This window comes from Pseudomonas syringae group sp. 243L2 (assembly GCF_032587875.1).
In the GTDB taxonomy this organism is placed as follows: Bacteria; Pseudomonadota; Gammaproteobacteria; order Pseudomonadales; family Pseudomonadaceae; genus Aquipseudomonas; species Aquipseudomonas amygdali.
The window spans coordinates 200,510-215,147 of the sequence record NZ_JAWHPL010000003.1 but is presented as its reverse complement, the minus strand read 5'-3'; the positions used below and the strand labels follow the sequence as shown (position 1 = coordinate 215,147).

General features: G+C 59.4%; 16 protein-coding genes. 6 read left to right on the top strand and 10 right to left on the bottom strand.

Going from position 1 to position 14,638, the window contains the following annotated elements; all coding sequences use genetic code 11:
• Nucleotides 1-57 precede the first annotated feature (57 nt).
• The 6 genes from hemA (at nucleotide 58) to RYB66_RS02125 (ending at nucleotide 5,457) form a co-directional block, all read left to right on the top strand.
• Complete coding sequence (gene hemA, locus RYB66_RS02150) at nucleotides 58-1,335, top strand: glutamyl-tRNA reductase (RefSeq protein ID WP_002552149.1); 1,278 nt, start codon at nucleotides 58-60, stop codon at nucleotides 1,333-1,335.
• Nucleotides 1,332-2,414 (top strand): peptide chain release factor 1, encoded by a 1,083-nt coding sequence (prfA, locus tag RYB66_RS02145; protein ID WP_002552150.1) that lies wholly within the window; start codon nucleotides 1,332-1,334, stop codon nucleotides 2,412-2,414. The genes hemA and prfA overlap by 4 nt, the downstream gene beginning before the upstream one ends.
• Nucleotides 2,415-3,248, top strand: a complete 834-nt coding sequence (gene prmC / locus RYB66_RS02140) for a peptide chain release factor N(5)-glutamine methyltransferase (protein ID WP_004663911.1) — start codon at nucleotides 2,415-2,417, stop codon at nucleotides 3,246-3,248.
• Entirely contained in the window at nucleotides 3,242-4,012 is a 771-nt protein-coding gene (locus RYB66_RS02135; RefSeq protein ID WP_162181469.1) for a molybdopterin-synthase adenylyltransferase MoeB, read from the top strand. Before prmC ends, RYB66_RS02135 begins: the two co-directional genes overlap by 7 nt.
• Complete coding sequence (gene murI / locus RYB66_RS02130) at nucleotides 4,005-4,820, top strand: glutamate racemase (RefSeq protein WP_002552153.1); 816 nt, start codon at nucleotides 4,005-4,007, stop codon at nucleotides 4,818-4,820. Before RYB66_RS02135 ends, murI begins: the two co-directional genes overlap by 8 nt.
• 118 nt (nucleotides 4,821-4,938) lie before the next feature.
• Nucleotides 4,939-5,457 (top strand): acyloxyacyl hydrolase, encoded by a 519-nt coding sequence (locus RYB66_RS02125; protein WP_002552154.1) that lies wholly within the window; start codon nucleotides 4,939-4,941, stop codon nucleotides 5,455-5,457.
• Between the two features lie 440 nt (nucleotides 5,458-5,897).
• On the opposite strand, the gene RYB66_RS02120 is transcribed toward RYB66_RS02125, so the two are convergent.
• Genes RYB66_RS02120 through RYB66_RS02075 form a run of 10 tightly spaced genes read right to left on the bottom strand, consistent with a single transcriptional unit; the run spans nucleotide 5,898 to nucleotide 14,527 of the window.
• Entirely contained in the window at nucleotides 5,898-6,254 is a 357-nt protein-coding gene (locus RYB66_RS02120) for a YkgJ family cysteine cluster protein (protein WP_044294123.1), read from the bottom strand.
• On the bottom strand, nucleotides 6,209-6,718 hold the full coding sequence (locus tag RYB66_RS02115; protein ID WP_054076932.1) for a DUF2878 domain-containing protein: 510 nt from the start codon (nucleotides 6,716-6,718) through the stop codon (nucleotides 6,209-6,211). Before RYB66_RS02115 ends, RYB66_RS02120 begins: the two co-directional genes overlap by 46 nt.
• Nucleotides 6,711-7,979: an SAM-dependent methyltransferase gene (locus tag RYB66_RS02110; RefSeq protein ID WP_005746219.1), complete on the bottom strand. Its 1,269-nt coding sequence runs from the start codon at nucleotides 7,977-7,979 to the stop codon at nucleotides 6,711-6,713. The genes RYB66_RS02115 and RYB66_RS02110 overlap by 8 nt, the downstream gene beginning before the upstream one ends.
• On the bottom strand, nucleotides 7,966-8,766 hold the full coding sequence (locus RYB66_RS02105; protein WP_004663913.1) for a DUF1365 domain-containing protein: 801 nt from the start codon (nucleotides 8,764-8,766) through the stop codon (nucleotides 7,966-7,968). Before RYB66_RS02105 ends, RYB66_RS02110 begins: the two co-directional genes overlap by 14 nt.
• Nucleotides 8,763-10,010, bottom strand: coding sequence for an NAD(P)/FAD-dependent oxidoreductase (locus RYB66_RS02100; protein ID WP_316893628.1), 1,248 nt, complete (start codon nucleotides 10,008-10,010; stop codon nucleotides 8,763-8,765). Before RYB66_RS02100 ends, RYB66_RS02105 begins: the two co-directional genes overlap by 4 nt.
• Nucleotides 10,007-10,795 (bottom strand): SDR family NAD(P)-dependent oxidoreductase, encoded by a 789-nt coding sequence (locus RYB66_RS02095; RefSeq protein ID WP_044294119.1) that lies wholly within the window; start codon nucleotides 10,793-10,795, stop codon nucleotides 10,007-10,009. The genes RYB66_RS02100 and RYB66_RS02095 overlap by 4 nt, the downstream gene beginning before the upstream one ends.
• Nucleotides 10,792-11,214, bottom strand: coding sequence for a nuclear transport factor 2 family protein (locus RYB66_RS02090; RefSeq protein WP_005746214.1), 423 nt, complete (start codon nucleotides 11,212-11,214; stop codon nucleotides 10,792-10,794). The genes RYB66_RS02095 and RYB66_RS02090 overlap by 4 nt, the downstream gene beginning before the upstream one ends.
• Complete coding sequence (gene phrB, locus RYB66_RS02085; protein ID WP_054071311.1) at nucleotides 11,207-12,655, bottom strand: deoxyribodipyrimidine photo-lyase; 1,449 nt, start codon at nucleotides 12,653-12,655, stop codon at nucleotides 11,207-11,209. Before phrB ends, RYB66_RS02090 begins: the two co-directional genes overlap by 8 nt.
• A 9-nt stretch (nucleotides 12,656-12,664) precedes the next feature.
• Nucleotides 12,665-13,567, bottom strand: a complete 903-nt coding sequence (locus RYB66_RS02080) for a MerR family transcriptional regulator (protein WP_005733601.1) — start codon at nucleotides 13,565-13,567, stop codon at nucleotides 12,665-12,667.
• 3 nt (nucleotides 13,568-13,570) lie between these two features.
• The gene (locus tag RYB66_RS02075) at nucleotides 13,571-14,527 is read right to left on the bottom strand and encodes a YbgA family protein (protein WP_004663916.1); all 957 of its coding nucleotides are present in this window, start codon (nucleotides 14,525-14,527) and stop codon (nucleotides 13,571-13,573) included.
• Nucleotides 14,528-14,638: the final 111 nt, after the last annotated feature.

The window sequence follows — 14,638 nt, the reverse complement described above, 5'->3', positions numbered from 1 at the left end:
TCTGAGCTTATTGAAGTAGGACAATTACCGGCTTCACGTCACCACCTGCGACCCTGAATGGCCTTCCTTGCACTCGGTATCAATCATAAGACCGCCTCGGTCGACGTTCGCGAGCGCGTGGCATTTACCCCGGAACAGTTGGTGGAGGCGTTGCAGCAGCTTTGCCACCTGACCGAAAGTCGCGAGGCTGCGATTCTTTCAACCTGTAATCGCAGCGAGTTGTACATCGAGCACGAGCATCTCGGTGCGGACAGCATTCTTGCCTGGCTTGCCAATTACCATCACCTCAGCCTGGAAGAACTGCGCGCCAGCGCTTACGTCCATGAGGACGATGCCGCCGTGCGACACATGATGCGTGTCGCCTCGGGGCTCGACTCCCTGGTGCTCGGCGAGCCGCAGATTCTCGGCCAGATGAAGTCTGCGTATGCCGTTGCGCGCGAGGCCGGAACGGTCGGGCCTTTACTGGGACGTCTGTTTCAGGCCACGTTCAGCGCTGCCAAACAGGTGCGTACAGACACTGCAATTGGTGAAAACCCGGTGTCCGTGGCCTTCGCCGCGGTCAGTCTGGCCAAACAGATTTTCAGTGACCTGCAACGCAGTCAGGCCTTGTTGATCGGTGCGGGCGAGACCATTACTCTGGTCGCCCGGCATCTGCATGACCTGGGCGTCAAGCGTATCGTGGTTGCCAACCGTACGCTGGAGCGCGCCAGCATGCTGGCTGCCGAGTTCGGTGCCCATGCGGTGTTGCTCTCGGATATCCCGGCCGAGCTGGTCAACAGCGATATCGTGATCAGCTCCACCGCCAGCCAGTTGCCGATCCTGGGCAAGGGGGCCGTGGAAAGTGCGCTGAAACTGCGCAAGCACAAACCGATTTTCATGGTCGATATTGCCGTACCGCGGGATATCGAGCCTGAAGTCGGCGAACTGGACGACGTTTACCTGTACAGCGTTGATGATCTGCACGAAGTGGTGGCAGAAAATCTCAAGAGTCGCCAGGGGGCTGCACTGGCTGCCGAGCAGCTGGTCAGCGTGGGTGCCGAAGACTTCATGTCGCGGCTGCGCGAACTGGCGGCGGTCGATGTGTTGCGCGCCTATCGTCAGCAAAGCGAACGGCTGCGTGACGAAGAACTGAGCAAGGCGCAACGTATGCTGGCCAACGGTAGCAATGCCGAGGACGTATTGATCCAGCTGGCGCGTGGTCTGACCAACAAATTGCTGCACGCACCCAGCGTGCAGCTCAAGAAGCTGTCTGCCGAAGGTCGCGTCGATGCGCTGGCCATGGCCCAGGAACTTTTTGCCCTCGGTGAGGGCTCGACGGATAAAACCCCGCAATGAAAGCTTCACTGCTCAATAAGCTGGATGTCCTCAGCGACCGTTTCGAGGAACTGACCGCGCTGCTCGGCGATGCCGAAGTGATCAGCGATCAGACACGCTTTCGCGCCTATTCCCGTGAGTACGCCGAAGTGGAGCCGGTCGTTGCGCTTTACCAACAGCTGATCAGGGTGCAGGGTGATCTGGAGGGCGCGCAGGCGCTGCTCAAGGACAGCGACCCGGACATGCGCGAAATGGCCGTCGAGGAAGTTCGCGAAACAAAACAGCAACTGGTCGAGCTGGAAGCGCAATTGCAGCGCATGTTGTTGCCCAAGGACCCGAACGACGGCCGCAACGTGTTTCTGGAGATCCGTGCGGGCACCGGCGGTGATGAAGCCGCGATCTTCTCCGGTGACCTGTTTCGCATGTACTCGCGTTACGCCGAGCGGCGTGGCTGGCGGGTGGAAATTCTGTCCGAAAACGAAGGCGAGCATGGCGGCTACAAGGAAGTCATTGCGCGCGTCGAGGGTGACAGCGTCTACGGCAAGCTGAAATTCGAGTCCGGCGCGCACCGTGTGCAGCGCGTGCCCGAGACCGAGTCGCAGGGTCGCATCCACACGTCTGCCTGTACCGTTGCAGTGCTGCCGGAGCCTGACGAGCAACAGGCGATCGAGATCAACCCGGCCGACCTGCGTGTCGACACCTATCGCTCCTCAGGGGCCGGTGGTCAGCACGTCAACAAAACCGACTCGGCGATCCGCATTACCCACTTGCCATCGGGTATTGTCGTCGAGTGCCAGGAAGAGCGTTCGCAGCACAAGAACAGGGCCCGGGCAATGTCCTGGCTATCTGCCAAACTGAATGATCAGCAGACCAGCGCGGCGGCCAACGCCATCGCCAGCGAGCGCAAGCTGCTCGTGGGGTCGGGTGATCGTTCCGAGCGTATTCGTACGTATAATTTCCCTCAAGGGCGAGTGACGGATCACCGCGTGAACCTGACGCTGTATTCGCTGGATGAAGTTCTGGCGGGCGGGGTCGATGCAGTGATAGAGCCGCTACTCGCTGAATATCAGGCTGATCAACTTGCGGCACTGGGTGAGTAAATGACCATCATCGCAAGTTTGTTAAGAAGCGCCGAGCTTCCCGATTCACCGACCGCGCGGCTCGACATAGAGCTGCTGCTGGCGGCAGCGCTGGGCAAACCGCGCAGCTTTCTGCACACCTGGCCTGAGCGCATCGTCAGCACCGAGGCTGCGCTGGCCTTTGCAGGTTATTTGCAGCGTCGACGCACGGGCGAACCGGTGGCTTACATTCTCGGTCAGCAAGGTTTCTGGAAGCTTGATCTGGAAGTAGCGCCGCATACCTTGATCCCGCGGCCAGAGACCGAAATGCTGGTCGAGGCAGCGCTGGAACTGGCGCCTGCGTTCGCGCCCGCCAAGGTACTTGACCTGGGCACCGGCACTGGGGCGATTGCGCTGGCGCTGGCCAACGAGCGCCAACAATGGAAAGTCACAGCGGTCGACCGTGTGCCTGAAGCGGTAGCGCTGGCCGAACGCAACCGCCAGCGTTTGCAACTGGATAACGCCCAAGTGCTCAACAGCCACTGGTTCAGTGCTCTGGAAGGGCAGCAGTTTGATCTGATCATCAGTAACCCGCCGTACATCGCCGACGCTGATCCGCATCTGTCGGCCGGTGATGTACGTTTCGAGCCGAGCAGCGCGTTGACTGCCGGTTCCGACGGGCTGGACGATTTGCGCACGATCATTGCCGACGCGCCGGTGCACCTCAGCGCCGATGGCTGGCTGCTGCTGGAGCACGGTTACGATCAAGGCCCGGCGGTGCGCGAACTGTTGATCCGTCATGGTTTCGAGCGCATCCAGACCCGCCGTGATCTGGGTGAGCACGAGCGCATCACGTTCGGATGCAAGCCGTGCTGAGTGATCAGGAGCTGCTGCGCTACAGTCGCCAGATTCTGCTGCAACACGTTGATATCGACGGCCAGCTGCGCCTCAAGCAAAGTCGCGCGCTGATCGTCGGCGTCGGCGGGCTTGGTTCGCCGGTTGCCCTTTATCTGGCCGCCGCAGGGGTCGGTGAACTGCATCTGGCGGATTTTGATCACGTCGACCTGACCAACCTGCAACGCCAGATCATTCATGATACCCAGAGCATCGGACAGGCCAAGGTAGATTCGGCTCTGGCCCGGCTCAAGGCGATCAATCCCGAGATCACTCTCGTCGCTCATCGCTCAGCGCTGGATACCGACTCACTGGAGGCGGCGGTGCAGGCTGTCGATCTGGTGCTGGATTGCTCGGATAATTTCGCCACCCGCGAAGCGGTCAATGCCACCTGTGTCGCTGCCGGCAAGCCGTTGGTCAGCGGTGCTGCCATTCGGCTTGAAGGGCAGTTGTCGGTGTTCGATCCGCGTCGTGCGGACAGCCCGTGTTACCACTGCCTGTACGGTCACGGCAGCGAAGCCGAACTGACCTGCAGCGAGGCCGGTGTCATCGGGCCGCTGGTTGGCCTGGTTGGCAGTCTGCAAGCACTCGAAGCCTTGAAGCTGCTGGCCGGTTTTGGCGAGCCAATGGTCGGGCGACTACTATTGATTGATGCCTTGAGTACCCGTTTCCGTGAACTGAAAGTCAAGCGCGACCCGGCGTGCAGCGTTTGCAGTGCAGCAAGCGGGCAGGGCGAACATGCCTGACATGCAGATGAGCCATGCCAGCGATGCGCCTGTCGCAATCTTCGATTCCGGGGTCGGTGGCCTTTCAGTGCTCAATGAAATCCGCCAGTTGCTGCCCAGCGAGTCACTGCTGTATCTGGCGGACTGCGGGCATATTCCTTATGGCGAAAAGACCCCTGAATTCATTACCGAACGGTGCCTGACAATTGCGGGATTCTTCCGCGAGCAGGGTGCCAAGGCACTGGTCGTCGCCTGCAACACCGCGACGGCGGCGGGTGTGGCGCACATTCGTCAACGCTACCCGGACTGGCCAATTGTGGGTATGGAACCTGCTGTCAAACCTGCTGCCGAGGCGACCCGCAGCGGTGTTGTCGGTGTGCTGGCGACTACCGGAACGCTACAAAGCGCCCGCTTTGCGGCGTTGCTGGACCGATTTGCCAACGATGTTCGGGTCGTGACCCAGCCGTGCCCAGGGCTGGTCGAACTGATCGAAACCGGTGATCTGCTCAGTCCGCAAATCCGTCAATTGCTGCTGCATTATGTCGAGCCGCTGCTGGCAGCGCGCTGTGACACGATCATTCTGGGCTGTACTCACTACCCGTTTCTCAAACCTTTGTTGCGGGAGATGCTTCCCGAATCGGTCACCCTGATCGACACCGGGGCTGCGGTAGCGCGTCAGTTACAGCGTCTTTTGTCGCGTTCCAGCCTTCTTGCCACTGGCGACGCGCGAGATACTGTGTATTGGTCTAGTGACATTCCGGACAATTTCAGAAAAATCCTACCTTTTTTGTCGCAAAGTCCTGGCAATGTGAGAAGCTTCCGTTTGTAAAAAAAACGTGAAAAAAGGCGCTTTTGGGGTGAACTAACGTCGCCTCCGCGGCTTCTATAAAAGCGGCTGATGAATTCCAACACTTTTCGTACAATTTAATATATTTAGGACGTTTCTCATGAAGAGACTCTTTTGCCTGGCCGTGATTGCGGCCGCTTTGGCAGGGCAAGCTTCAATCGCGCAGGCTGATGGTGTTGAGTTTTCGGTCGGTCAGACCGGCGAGTCGACCATGACTTATCGTCTGGGCGTGCAGTTCGATTGGGATAAAACCTGGCTGCAAAGCGACATCGGCCGTTTGACCGGCTACTGGGATGGCGCTTACACCTATTGGGATGGCAAGGACTACAAGGATAACCACAGCCTGTCGTTCTCCCCGGTTCTGGTCTACGAGTTCGGCAACGGCAACGTCAAGCCTTACGTAGAAGCCGGTATCGGCGTCTCGGTGTTCTCCAACACCCAGGTTGAAGATCGCAAGTTCGGTTCTGCCTTCAACTTCGAAGACCGCATTGGTTTCGGTCTGCGCTTCGCAGGCGGGCATGAAGTCGGCATCCGCGCGACTCACTATTCCAACGCCGGCATCAAAGAGCCGAACGACGGTATAGAAAGCTACGCACTGCACTACAAGATGCCGTTCTGATTTGACTGGCATTCGTGCCAACGCTTCGCTGCAGCACAACGTAATGCCCTGCACAAAAGCCATTGCGCATAAAATGCTTTGTTTATCGCGATGGCACTGACAACGCAGAGTGCGACGTTAGTGACGGCTGAGCTCTGACGCTGATCCGGGGGATGCGAGGCATGACGCCGAGCAAGCCGCACCGGGCCAAGGATGGCCCGTTGCGGCGGCCCCCGGATCAGTGACAGGGCGAAGGAACCCGACGAAGTCGGGCCGGAAACAGGAGCGAAAGGCTTTGGTTACTTTGGCCTCATCAAAGTAACTCGCCGAGGGGCGAAAAGGTGACCTGAGTCGGGCACCTTTTCACCTGATGTCGAAGAACCGCCGTGTGACGCGGAGCGTCACGAACTGCATTCCCACGCGGAGCGTGGGAACGATAGTTATCAACCAGGCAACACTGATCAGAGATATGCCGTCGCAATCCCTTTGCGTTCGTTCAGGCAGTCTTCTGCTCCGGCTTCGAACTCACGGCAGATCAGCGGGCGTTTCTCGTAGATCGTGCACATCATGGTGTTGCGATCCAGTGCTGCACACCAGCCGTCGTCCAGACGCAGCATGACCTCGCCACCCCACTCGTCGGTATCAATGTAGCGCTCAGGCACGCCCGTGTCGGTGATGAGCATCACTTCCAGTTGGCAACAGCAGGCTGCGCAGGTCGAGCAGGTGACTTCCGTTTCGCTGTGAATGTCTGCGAGCGGAATGAGCGTAGCGTTCAGAGCGTTTCTCCCGATTGTCTGGCTGCGCGTGCTGCCAGCCATTGCAGCAAGGGAAACAGCCCCGCCCAGACCAGCCCCAGTACCAGCATGCCAGGCCACACTCCGAGGGGAAGGTGGACCTGAGCCAGTTGTGAGCCGGCATAGTACGACATCGGGCCGCCAATAGCGCCCAGCACGGCGGCGCGCCATAGCGGCTTTGCGGTCCACGCCAGGCAATGATTGAGCGTCGTGCCCAGCACCGCCCACAAAACCGCCAGCCACAACGGCAGCAGGTAGCCGCCGCTACCAAAGTCGAAAACACCGAGTGTCATCAAGGCACTGTCGAGCACGATACCGATTGACGTAACCGTCAGGATCAGCCGGCCTTCCGCTGCCCATGAGCTGGTCCACAGAAAATGCACCGCCAGCACGCCGACTGCAATCAGCAGCCAGTAACTGTTACCGCCCAATACGCAGGCGAACCAGCCGATCTGAAAGAGCAGCGCGTTGGCGATTGATTTAAGCATTGAAGCGCCCAAGCAAGGGTTCGCGCAGGGCATCGGGTTTGGCCAGGAGCAACTGCGCCGTACCAATGGTCCGCTCCAGAAAGCCGCCTTCGCAGTAGCACAGATAGAACTCCCAAAGGCGCAGGAAGTGTTCGTCGTAACCCAGTTCGGCCAGTTTGCCGTGCGCGTGTTTGAAGTTGTCGTGCCACAGGCGCAGCGTGCGCGCGTAGTGCAGGCCGAAATCTTCCATGTGCAGCAGGTTCATGTCGGTATCGCTGCCGACAATGTCCAGCATCTTCGCCACCGAGGGCAGAGCACCACCGGGGAAGATGTAGCGCTGGATGAAGTCCACATTGCGTTTGGCCTGAGCATAACGCTGCTCGCGGATGGTGATCGCCTGCAGCAGCATCATGCCGTTGCTTTTGAGCAGGTTCGCGCATTGCTTGAAGTACGTCGGCAGAAAACGATGGCCGACCGCTTCGATCATCTCGATGGACACCAGCTTGTCATATTCACCGGTCAGGTCCCGGTAGTCGGTCAGCAGCAGCGTGACGCGTTCCTGCAGGCCCAGTTCGATCAGGCGCTGCTCGGTGTAGGCGAACTGTTCTCTGGACAGGGTCGTGGTGGTCACCCGGCAGCCGTAATGCTGCGCAGCATAAATAGCCATGCTGCCCCAGCCTGTGCCGATTTCCAGCAGGTGATCTTCAGGTTTCAGGGCCAGCTTCTGACAGATGCGTTCCAGTTTATTCAACTGCGCCTGTTCCAGCGTGTCGTCCTCGCTGAGGAACTGTGCGGCGGAGTACATCATCGTCGGGTCGAGAAACTGCTCGAACAGCGTGTTGCCCAGGTCGTAATGGGCAGCGATGTTTTTCTGCGAGCCTTCGCGTGTATTGCGATTTAGCCAGTGCAGGGCATGAATGAACGGACGGGTCAGGCGAGCCACGCCGCCTTCCATTGCATCCAGCACATCCAGATTGCTGACAAATACCCGCACCACTGCCGTCAGGTCCGGGGTAGTCCAGTAGCCGTGAATAAACGCCTCGCCAGCGCCGATGGAGCCGTTGCTGGCAACCATGCCCCATGCTGCCGAATCAAGAATGTGGATTTCAGCCTGAATCAGCGCGTTGTTCTTGCCGAACACATGGCGCTCACCCCGTTCGATAACCACCAACTGGCCGTTGCGCAGTCCTGCTAATTGCCGTAACACACCTCGGCGCAGGATATTGGCCGTCAGACCATTGGTGCCCAGATTGGCAGAAAAACTACTGCTACTGCTTTTCATGGCGTGAGTCCTTGGTTTGCGCGGCGGCAGCACGGTACTCGCCGTCGGCGGCCTGATGAGAAAAAATGGGTATGCGCTTGACCAGCAGACGCATCGCCTGCCAGTAAATCGCCAGACAGGTTTTGGCGGTCATCCACGGGTAAGCGATCAGGTAACGATGCAGCGTCTGGCGGCTGAGGTTCTGGCGGGTCAGGTTGAGCGTGGCGTCGAACATTTTCAGCTCGCCTTGCCAGTCAGCCATGTGCACACCAATCCGCTCGGCGGGCTGGCTGAAGCTCATACGGTATTCAAGGTCGCGCGGCAAAAACGGTGAAACGTGAAAGGCCTTGGCCACCGCGAAATACTGATGTCCTTCACCTGTCGCGGGCAGCACATAGCTGTAGCGTTCGCCCCACGGTGTGTTGGTGACTTCACAGAGAATGCCTGCCAGTGTGCCGTCTGCCTCATGGCAGTAGAAAAAGCTTACCGGATTGAACGACAAGCCCCAGCTGCGTGCCTGGGTCAGCAGGCAGACACGACCTGATGGTACGCGGCCCAGCGCTTTGCCAACCTGCTCGCGGACCGCCTCTATGAGGCTCATGCCTTGCCCGGTCAGCGCTGGCAGGTAGTCACGTTCGCGGAACGAGAAGGGCGCGAAACGCTTGCTGCCAGCCAGTGGCGAAAGCCCCAGCACGCTGTCCTGTTCATCCAGATCCAGATAAAGCAGGCCTATCCGATAGGTGAACTCATGGGCACGCGGCGCAAATCGCCGGTGGCTGATCCAGCCACTGTAGAGCGCGCTGTTCACAGCGTTTCACCAAACGCCTGGGCGACACGCAAGCCGCTGACCACGCCGTCTTCGTGAAAGCCGTTGGCCCAGTACGCGCCGCAGTACGACGTGTGGTCGACGCCATTGATTTCTTCCCAGCGCGCTTGCGCGGCGATTGCATCAAGGCTGTATTGCGGGTGCGCGTAACGGTAGCGGCCGAGGATTTTTGTCGGGTCGATGGCAGCGGTCTGGTTGAGGCTGACGCAAAAGGTTGTGTCGCTGTCGATCCCTTGCAGGATGTTCATGTCATAAGTGACGGCTGCCGATTGCTGTTCGCTGCCGCCGAGCCTGTAGTTCCAGCTGGCCCAGGCCAGTTTGCGCTCGGGCAGCAGTCGTGTATCGGTGTGCAGCACCACGTCGTTTTCGGCATAGCGCAGTGCGCCGAGCACCGACTGCTCGGCACTTGAGGGTTTTGCCAGCAGGGCCAGGGCCTGATCGCTGTGGCAGGCAAACACGACTTTGTCGAAGCGTTCGCTGCCCATGGCGCTGTGCAGCGTCACACCGTCACTGTCGCGCTCGACCCGTGTGACCGGGCATGACAGACGAATCCGCTCGCGGAACGACGCCGTCAACGGTTCGACATAACTTCTGGAGCCACCTTCGATCACGCACCATTGCGGCCGATGGGTGACCGAGAGCAGGCCGTGATTCTTGAAAAAGCGCACGAAGAACTGCAGGGGAAAGCCGAGCATGTCGGCCAGCGACATCGACCAGATGGCCGCGCCCATGGGCACGATGTAATGATCGATGAAACGCTGCCCGTAGCCGCCGCTCTTCAGGTACTCGCCCAACGTGGTGTCGGCCGCGATACGCTGGTTTTCCAGGTCGTCGACCGATTGACGATTGAAACGCAGGATATCGCGCAGCATGCCCCAGAACCTGGGCGACAGCAGGTTGCTGCGTTGGGCGAACAGACTGTTAAGGTTGTTGCCGTTATATTCCACGCCAGTGCGCGGATCATGCACCGAAAAGCTCATTTCGGCGGGCTTGAAGCCAACACCCAGCTGACTCAGCAGGCGAATGAAATTGGGGTAGGTCCAGTCGTTGAATACAATGAAACCGGTGTCAATGGCGTAAGCCCGGCCTTCGACCTGCACGTCCACCGTATGAGTGTGCCCGCCGACCCAGTCGGAGGACTCAAACACTGTCACCTCATGCGCGCGGTTGAGCAGGTAGGCACTGGTCAGGCCAGCGATCCCGCTACCAATGACGGCGATTTTCATTGCGCATCCTTATTCGACGACTCGGTCCGCGCCATACGTTTGCCGAGGGCCAGTCTGGCGCGTGCCGGGAGCATTGCCAGCGCGCGCATGCTGAAAATGAACAGCGCCGGGAACGCGATATCCAGTGGGCGTTTGTTGCGCCCCAGTTTGCTGGCGATATGTTTGGCGGCCTTCTCGACAGGCCAGCGCATCGGCATGGGGAAATCATTTTTCTGAGTCAGGGGCGTGTCGACGAATCCTGGGCTGACCACGGTCACGTCGATGTTCTCGCTGGCCAGGTCCAGACGCAGCGCTTCGAACAGATAACGCAGGCCGGCTTTCGAGGCGCCATAGGCTTCTGCGCGAGGTAGCGCCAGGTAGGTCACCGCACTGGCCACGCCGACCAGGTGCGGCTGATGCCCCTTGCGTAACAGCGGCAGTGCTTGCTCGATGCAATAACTGCTGGCCAGCAGGTTGGTGCGCACCACGCGCTCGACCATTGCCGCTTCGAACTGCCGCACGTCGATGTATTCACAGGTACCCGCGTTGAAGATGGCGGTGTCCAGCGCGCCCCATTGCTGCGCGATCAGGTCGGCCATGGCCTTGACCTGCGCAGGCTCGGTGATGTCGCCTGTCACCAGCAGCACCTGGGTCGGGTAAACAGTCGCCAGGTTCTGCAGCGGTTCAAGCGTACGGGCGGTCAACGCCAGCCGATGTCCGGCGTTGAGCAGTTCTTTGGCCAGCGCCAGACCAATGCCGCTGCTAGCTCCGGTCAACCAGATGCGTCGTGCAACAGGAGTGCTCATCCCAACCTCTTCTTCAGCCAATGGATGACTCGACCCATGATGGGCAGATGTTCGTAGAGCAATGCACCGGCATCGAAGTAATCCCGGTGTCGATAAACCTTGTCGTGCCACTTCAGGTGCGAACAGCCTTCAACACGAATCGTCCGGCCGCCAGCCAGGCGCGGGTGCGAATAGCTCATGGTCCAGACCAGATAGCCCTCGCCGGGGCGCACTTCATCGAAGGCATGAAAGTCGAAGTGCAGATCCTGGACGTTGGCATACAGCTCGTCGAAATAACGTCGCATGGCTGCAAGGCCATGGATGTCATGCATCGGGTCGCTGAACGACACGTCGTCGCTGTACAGCTCGGCGATCTGATCAAGGTTGTCCTTGTTCAGCGCGGCAAAACCTTCGGCGAAGCGATGCAGGAAATCAGTCATGTTCGATTCCCGCAGCGGGCTGGCGGGCTGGAAGCGCCTTGAATGCTGCCAGGGCGCGAGCGCGGCTTTTGCTCAGATCGACGATAGGTTTCGGGTAGTCGGCAGCATCAAACAGGCCGCCGATGGACGCGGGGTCATGAATCTGCTTTTTATTCAGATCCGCCAGTTCCGGCAGCCAGCGTTTGATGAACAGGCCTTCTGGGTCGAAGCGTTCCGACTGCGACAAAGGGTTGAAAATACGGAAGTAGGGCGCCGAGTCTGTGCCGGTGGACGAGCTCCACTGCCAGCCGCCGTTGTTGGCAGCCAGGTCGCCGTCGATCAGGTGGCGCATGAAAAAGCGCTCGCCCTCGCGCCAGTCGATCAACAGGTTTTTGGTGAGGAACATCGCAACGACCATCCTTAGCCGATTGTGCATCCATCCGGTTTCCAGCAACTGGCGCATCGCTGCGTCAATAATCGGCAGACCGGTACGCGCCTCTTGCCACGCCAGCAGTTCTTCGGGGGCATCGCGCCACTTCAACGCCTCGGTTTCCGGGCGGAAGGCACGATGCCGTGATACACGAGGGTAGCCGACCAGCGTGTGTTTATAAAACTCTCGCCATAATAGCTCGTTGATCCAGGTCACAGTGCCAACGTCGCCGGTCTCGAATTCCCCCTGGTTGCTGCCCAGCGCCGCATGCAGGCACTGGCGCGGCGAAATCACCCCTGCCGCCAGATACGCTGACAGCTGACTGGTGCCGGGTTTGGCGGGAAAGTCGCGTTCGGTCTTGTAGTAACTGATTTGCGCGTCGGCGAAGGTCGCCATGCGCCGCCTGGCTTCGGCCTCGCCTGCTGGCCACAGGTCACGTAATGCTTTCGAGGGCGTGGCAAAGCCCTCGACCTGATCAGGGATCGAATCGCTCTTGATCGACAGTGATTGCTGCGCTTTGGGTGTGCGCACCGGCTGCGGCATGGCCTGGTGCATCCGGTTGTAGCAGACTTTCTTGAACTGAGTGAACACCTGGAAATAATTGCCGGTCTTGGTCAGTATGCTGCCCGGCTTGAACAACAGCTGATCAAGGTAACTGGTGACCTGCACACCGGCTTTTTCCAGCGCCTTTTGCACCGCCTGATCACGGCGTGTTTCGTTGATGCCGTATTCCTGATTGAGGTGCAGGCCTTCGACCTTGAACTGCGTGCACAGTGTCGACAGCACTTCAGGTGCCTGATCCCAGGTATCGGCCTCGCGAATCAACAGCGGTACGTTCAGCGCGCCCAGTGCCTTTTCCAGCTCGACCAGATTACGCAGCCAGAAATCCACCTTGCAGTCAGCGTCGTCGTGGCTGCGCCACTGTGCCGGGCTGAGCAGGTAAACCGCCAGCGTCGGACCGCGCTCCATGGCAGCGGTCAGGGCGGTATTATCGTGAACGCGCAGGTCGCTACGCAGCCAGATCAGTTGCATGAGAAGTCCTTAGATAAGTCCGAGCTTGCCCAGCTCTATCTGCGCGCCGAGTGCGTCGTGGGCAAGGGTCAGTCCAGCTATCTCGCTAGCCTGTACGAGCAGCTCGGCGTTATGGATCTGCACCGTTGGTCCGCTCAGCACCACGGGGCAGGTGATATTGGCCAGCAAGCGGGGTAGTTGGGCCACATTCAGGGCTTTGCTGGAGTACAGCAATATGCCACGTGGCTTAAGGTATTCCGCGGCCAGCGCCAGCTCACCGACCGGCAATGGCCAGTCGAACACCTCGACCGGGCAGTCGGCACTGCTCACCAGCCAGGCCGCGAGCCACAGGTGTGGTTCCAGCGGCAGATCGGACTGATTGACCAGCAGCAACGGGCTGCCATTGAGCTGGCGATTGTTGTGGTAGATCCGTGCGCCAAACTTGCTGCGTAGCCAGGAGTAGAAAAATGTGCGCTCCAGTTGTGCGCCGAACTTGCCTTGCCAGCGCTGCTCCAGTTCGGCCAGCAGCGGCAGCAGCAACTGTTCACACAGCGTGCGCGGCGGGTACAGCGACATCGCCTGATTGAACACGTCATCAACCCGGCGTTCAGCCAACTCGCCGATCGCCACCAGCAGGGTCTGACGCAAGGCGTCCCAGTCGTTGGTCGGCGGCAGGGCGTCCTGACGGTTGTCATCGATCAGGCCTTTGACCTGGCTCACGGAGACGCCACGGTTGAGCCAGGTCAGAATCTTCATGACGCGCTGCACATGCTCGTCCGAATACAGCCGATGGCCTTTGGCGGTGCGGTGCGGAACGATCAGTCCGTAACGGCGTTCCCAGGCGCGCAAGGTAACGGCGTTGACGCCTGTCTGCCGTGCGACCTCGCGGATAGGCAGCCAGTCGCCCGGCACCTCTGTGTCTGTTTCATTCATGAGTCAAATCGCATTACGCAGGCTGAGGTTTTCCGGATGGGGCTGCATGTACACCTGCAGCGCTACATACGGATCCGGATGTTGGCGAAAGTGATGCTTGAGCAGGGTCAGCGGTACGATCAGGGGGACGATGCCCTGGTGATACTGGCTGATCACTTCCTGAATTTCCTGCTTGTCCTCGGCACTGATGGTTTGTTTCAAGTAGCCGCACAGGTGTTGCAGGACGTTGGTATGAGTGCGACGCGTTGCGCACTTCTTCAGCGCCGCCATCAGCTCGCTGAAATACAGCGGCGCGATTTCGTTCGGGTCGGTGCGGCCCATGCTGCCAAGCATTTTGCCCAGTGCCTTGTATTGCACCGGGTCATTGGCCATCAGCTGGTATTTGTAGCGCGAGTGAAATTCGGTCAGTGCACGCCGGGTGACGCCGTCTTTCAACAATTGCTGCCAGGCGGCATAGGCAAACACGCGGGTCACGAAATTTTCCCGCAGCACAGCGTCATTCAGACGCCCGTCTTCCTCGACCGGAAGGTTGGGGTGGCGCTCGCAAAAGGCCTGCGCGTAGATACCACGACCGCCACCGTCTACCGGGGCGCCGTTTTCGCGGTAGACCTTGACTCGCTCCAGGCCGCAGGACGGGGATTTCTGCATGAAAATGTAACCACAGATATCACCCAGCTCCTCGGCCATCTGTATGCCGTAATTGGCGAGCGCCTCGGTAACGTCCAGCTCACGATTGACGGTGCCCAGCGCCTTGGGGTTTTCCGCGTCGCCCACCAGCCTGATCGGCTCGCGCGGGATGCCCATGCCGATAGCGACCTCGGGGCACGCCTGGACGAAATCAAAATACTTGCTCAGTGCCCGCGTGCACAGATGGGACTCCTTGTGGCCGCCATTGAAACGAACCTCGGCACCCATCAGGCAGGCACTGATGCCGAGCTTGGGTTTTTCGATTGCGGACATTGGCATCGGTCACCTCTACAGAAGACTTGTACAGATAGTTCGCGCTGTACAACTTGTCTTCATCATAGGGGGATAGGTGTACAAGTCAAATTCTTTGTAGAGGGTTTTGAA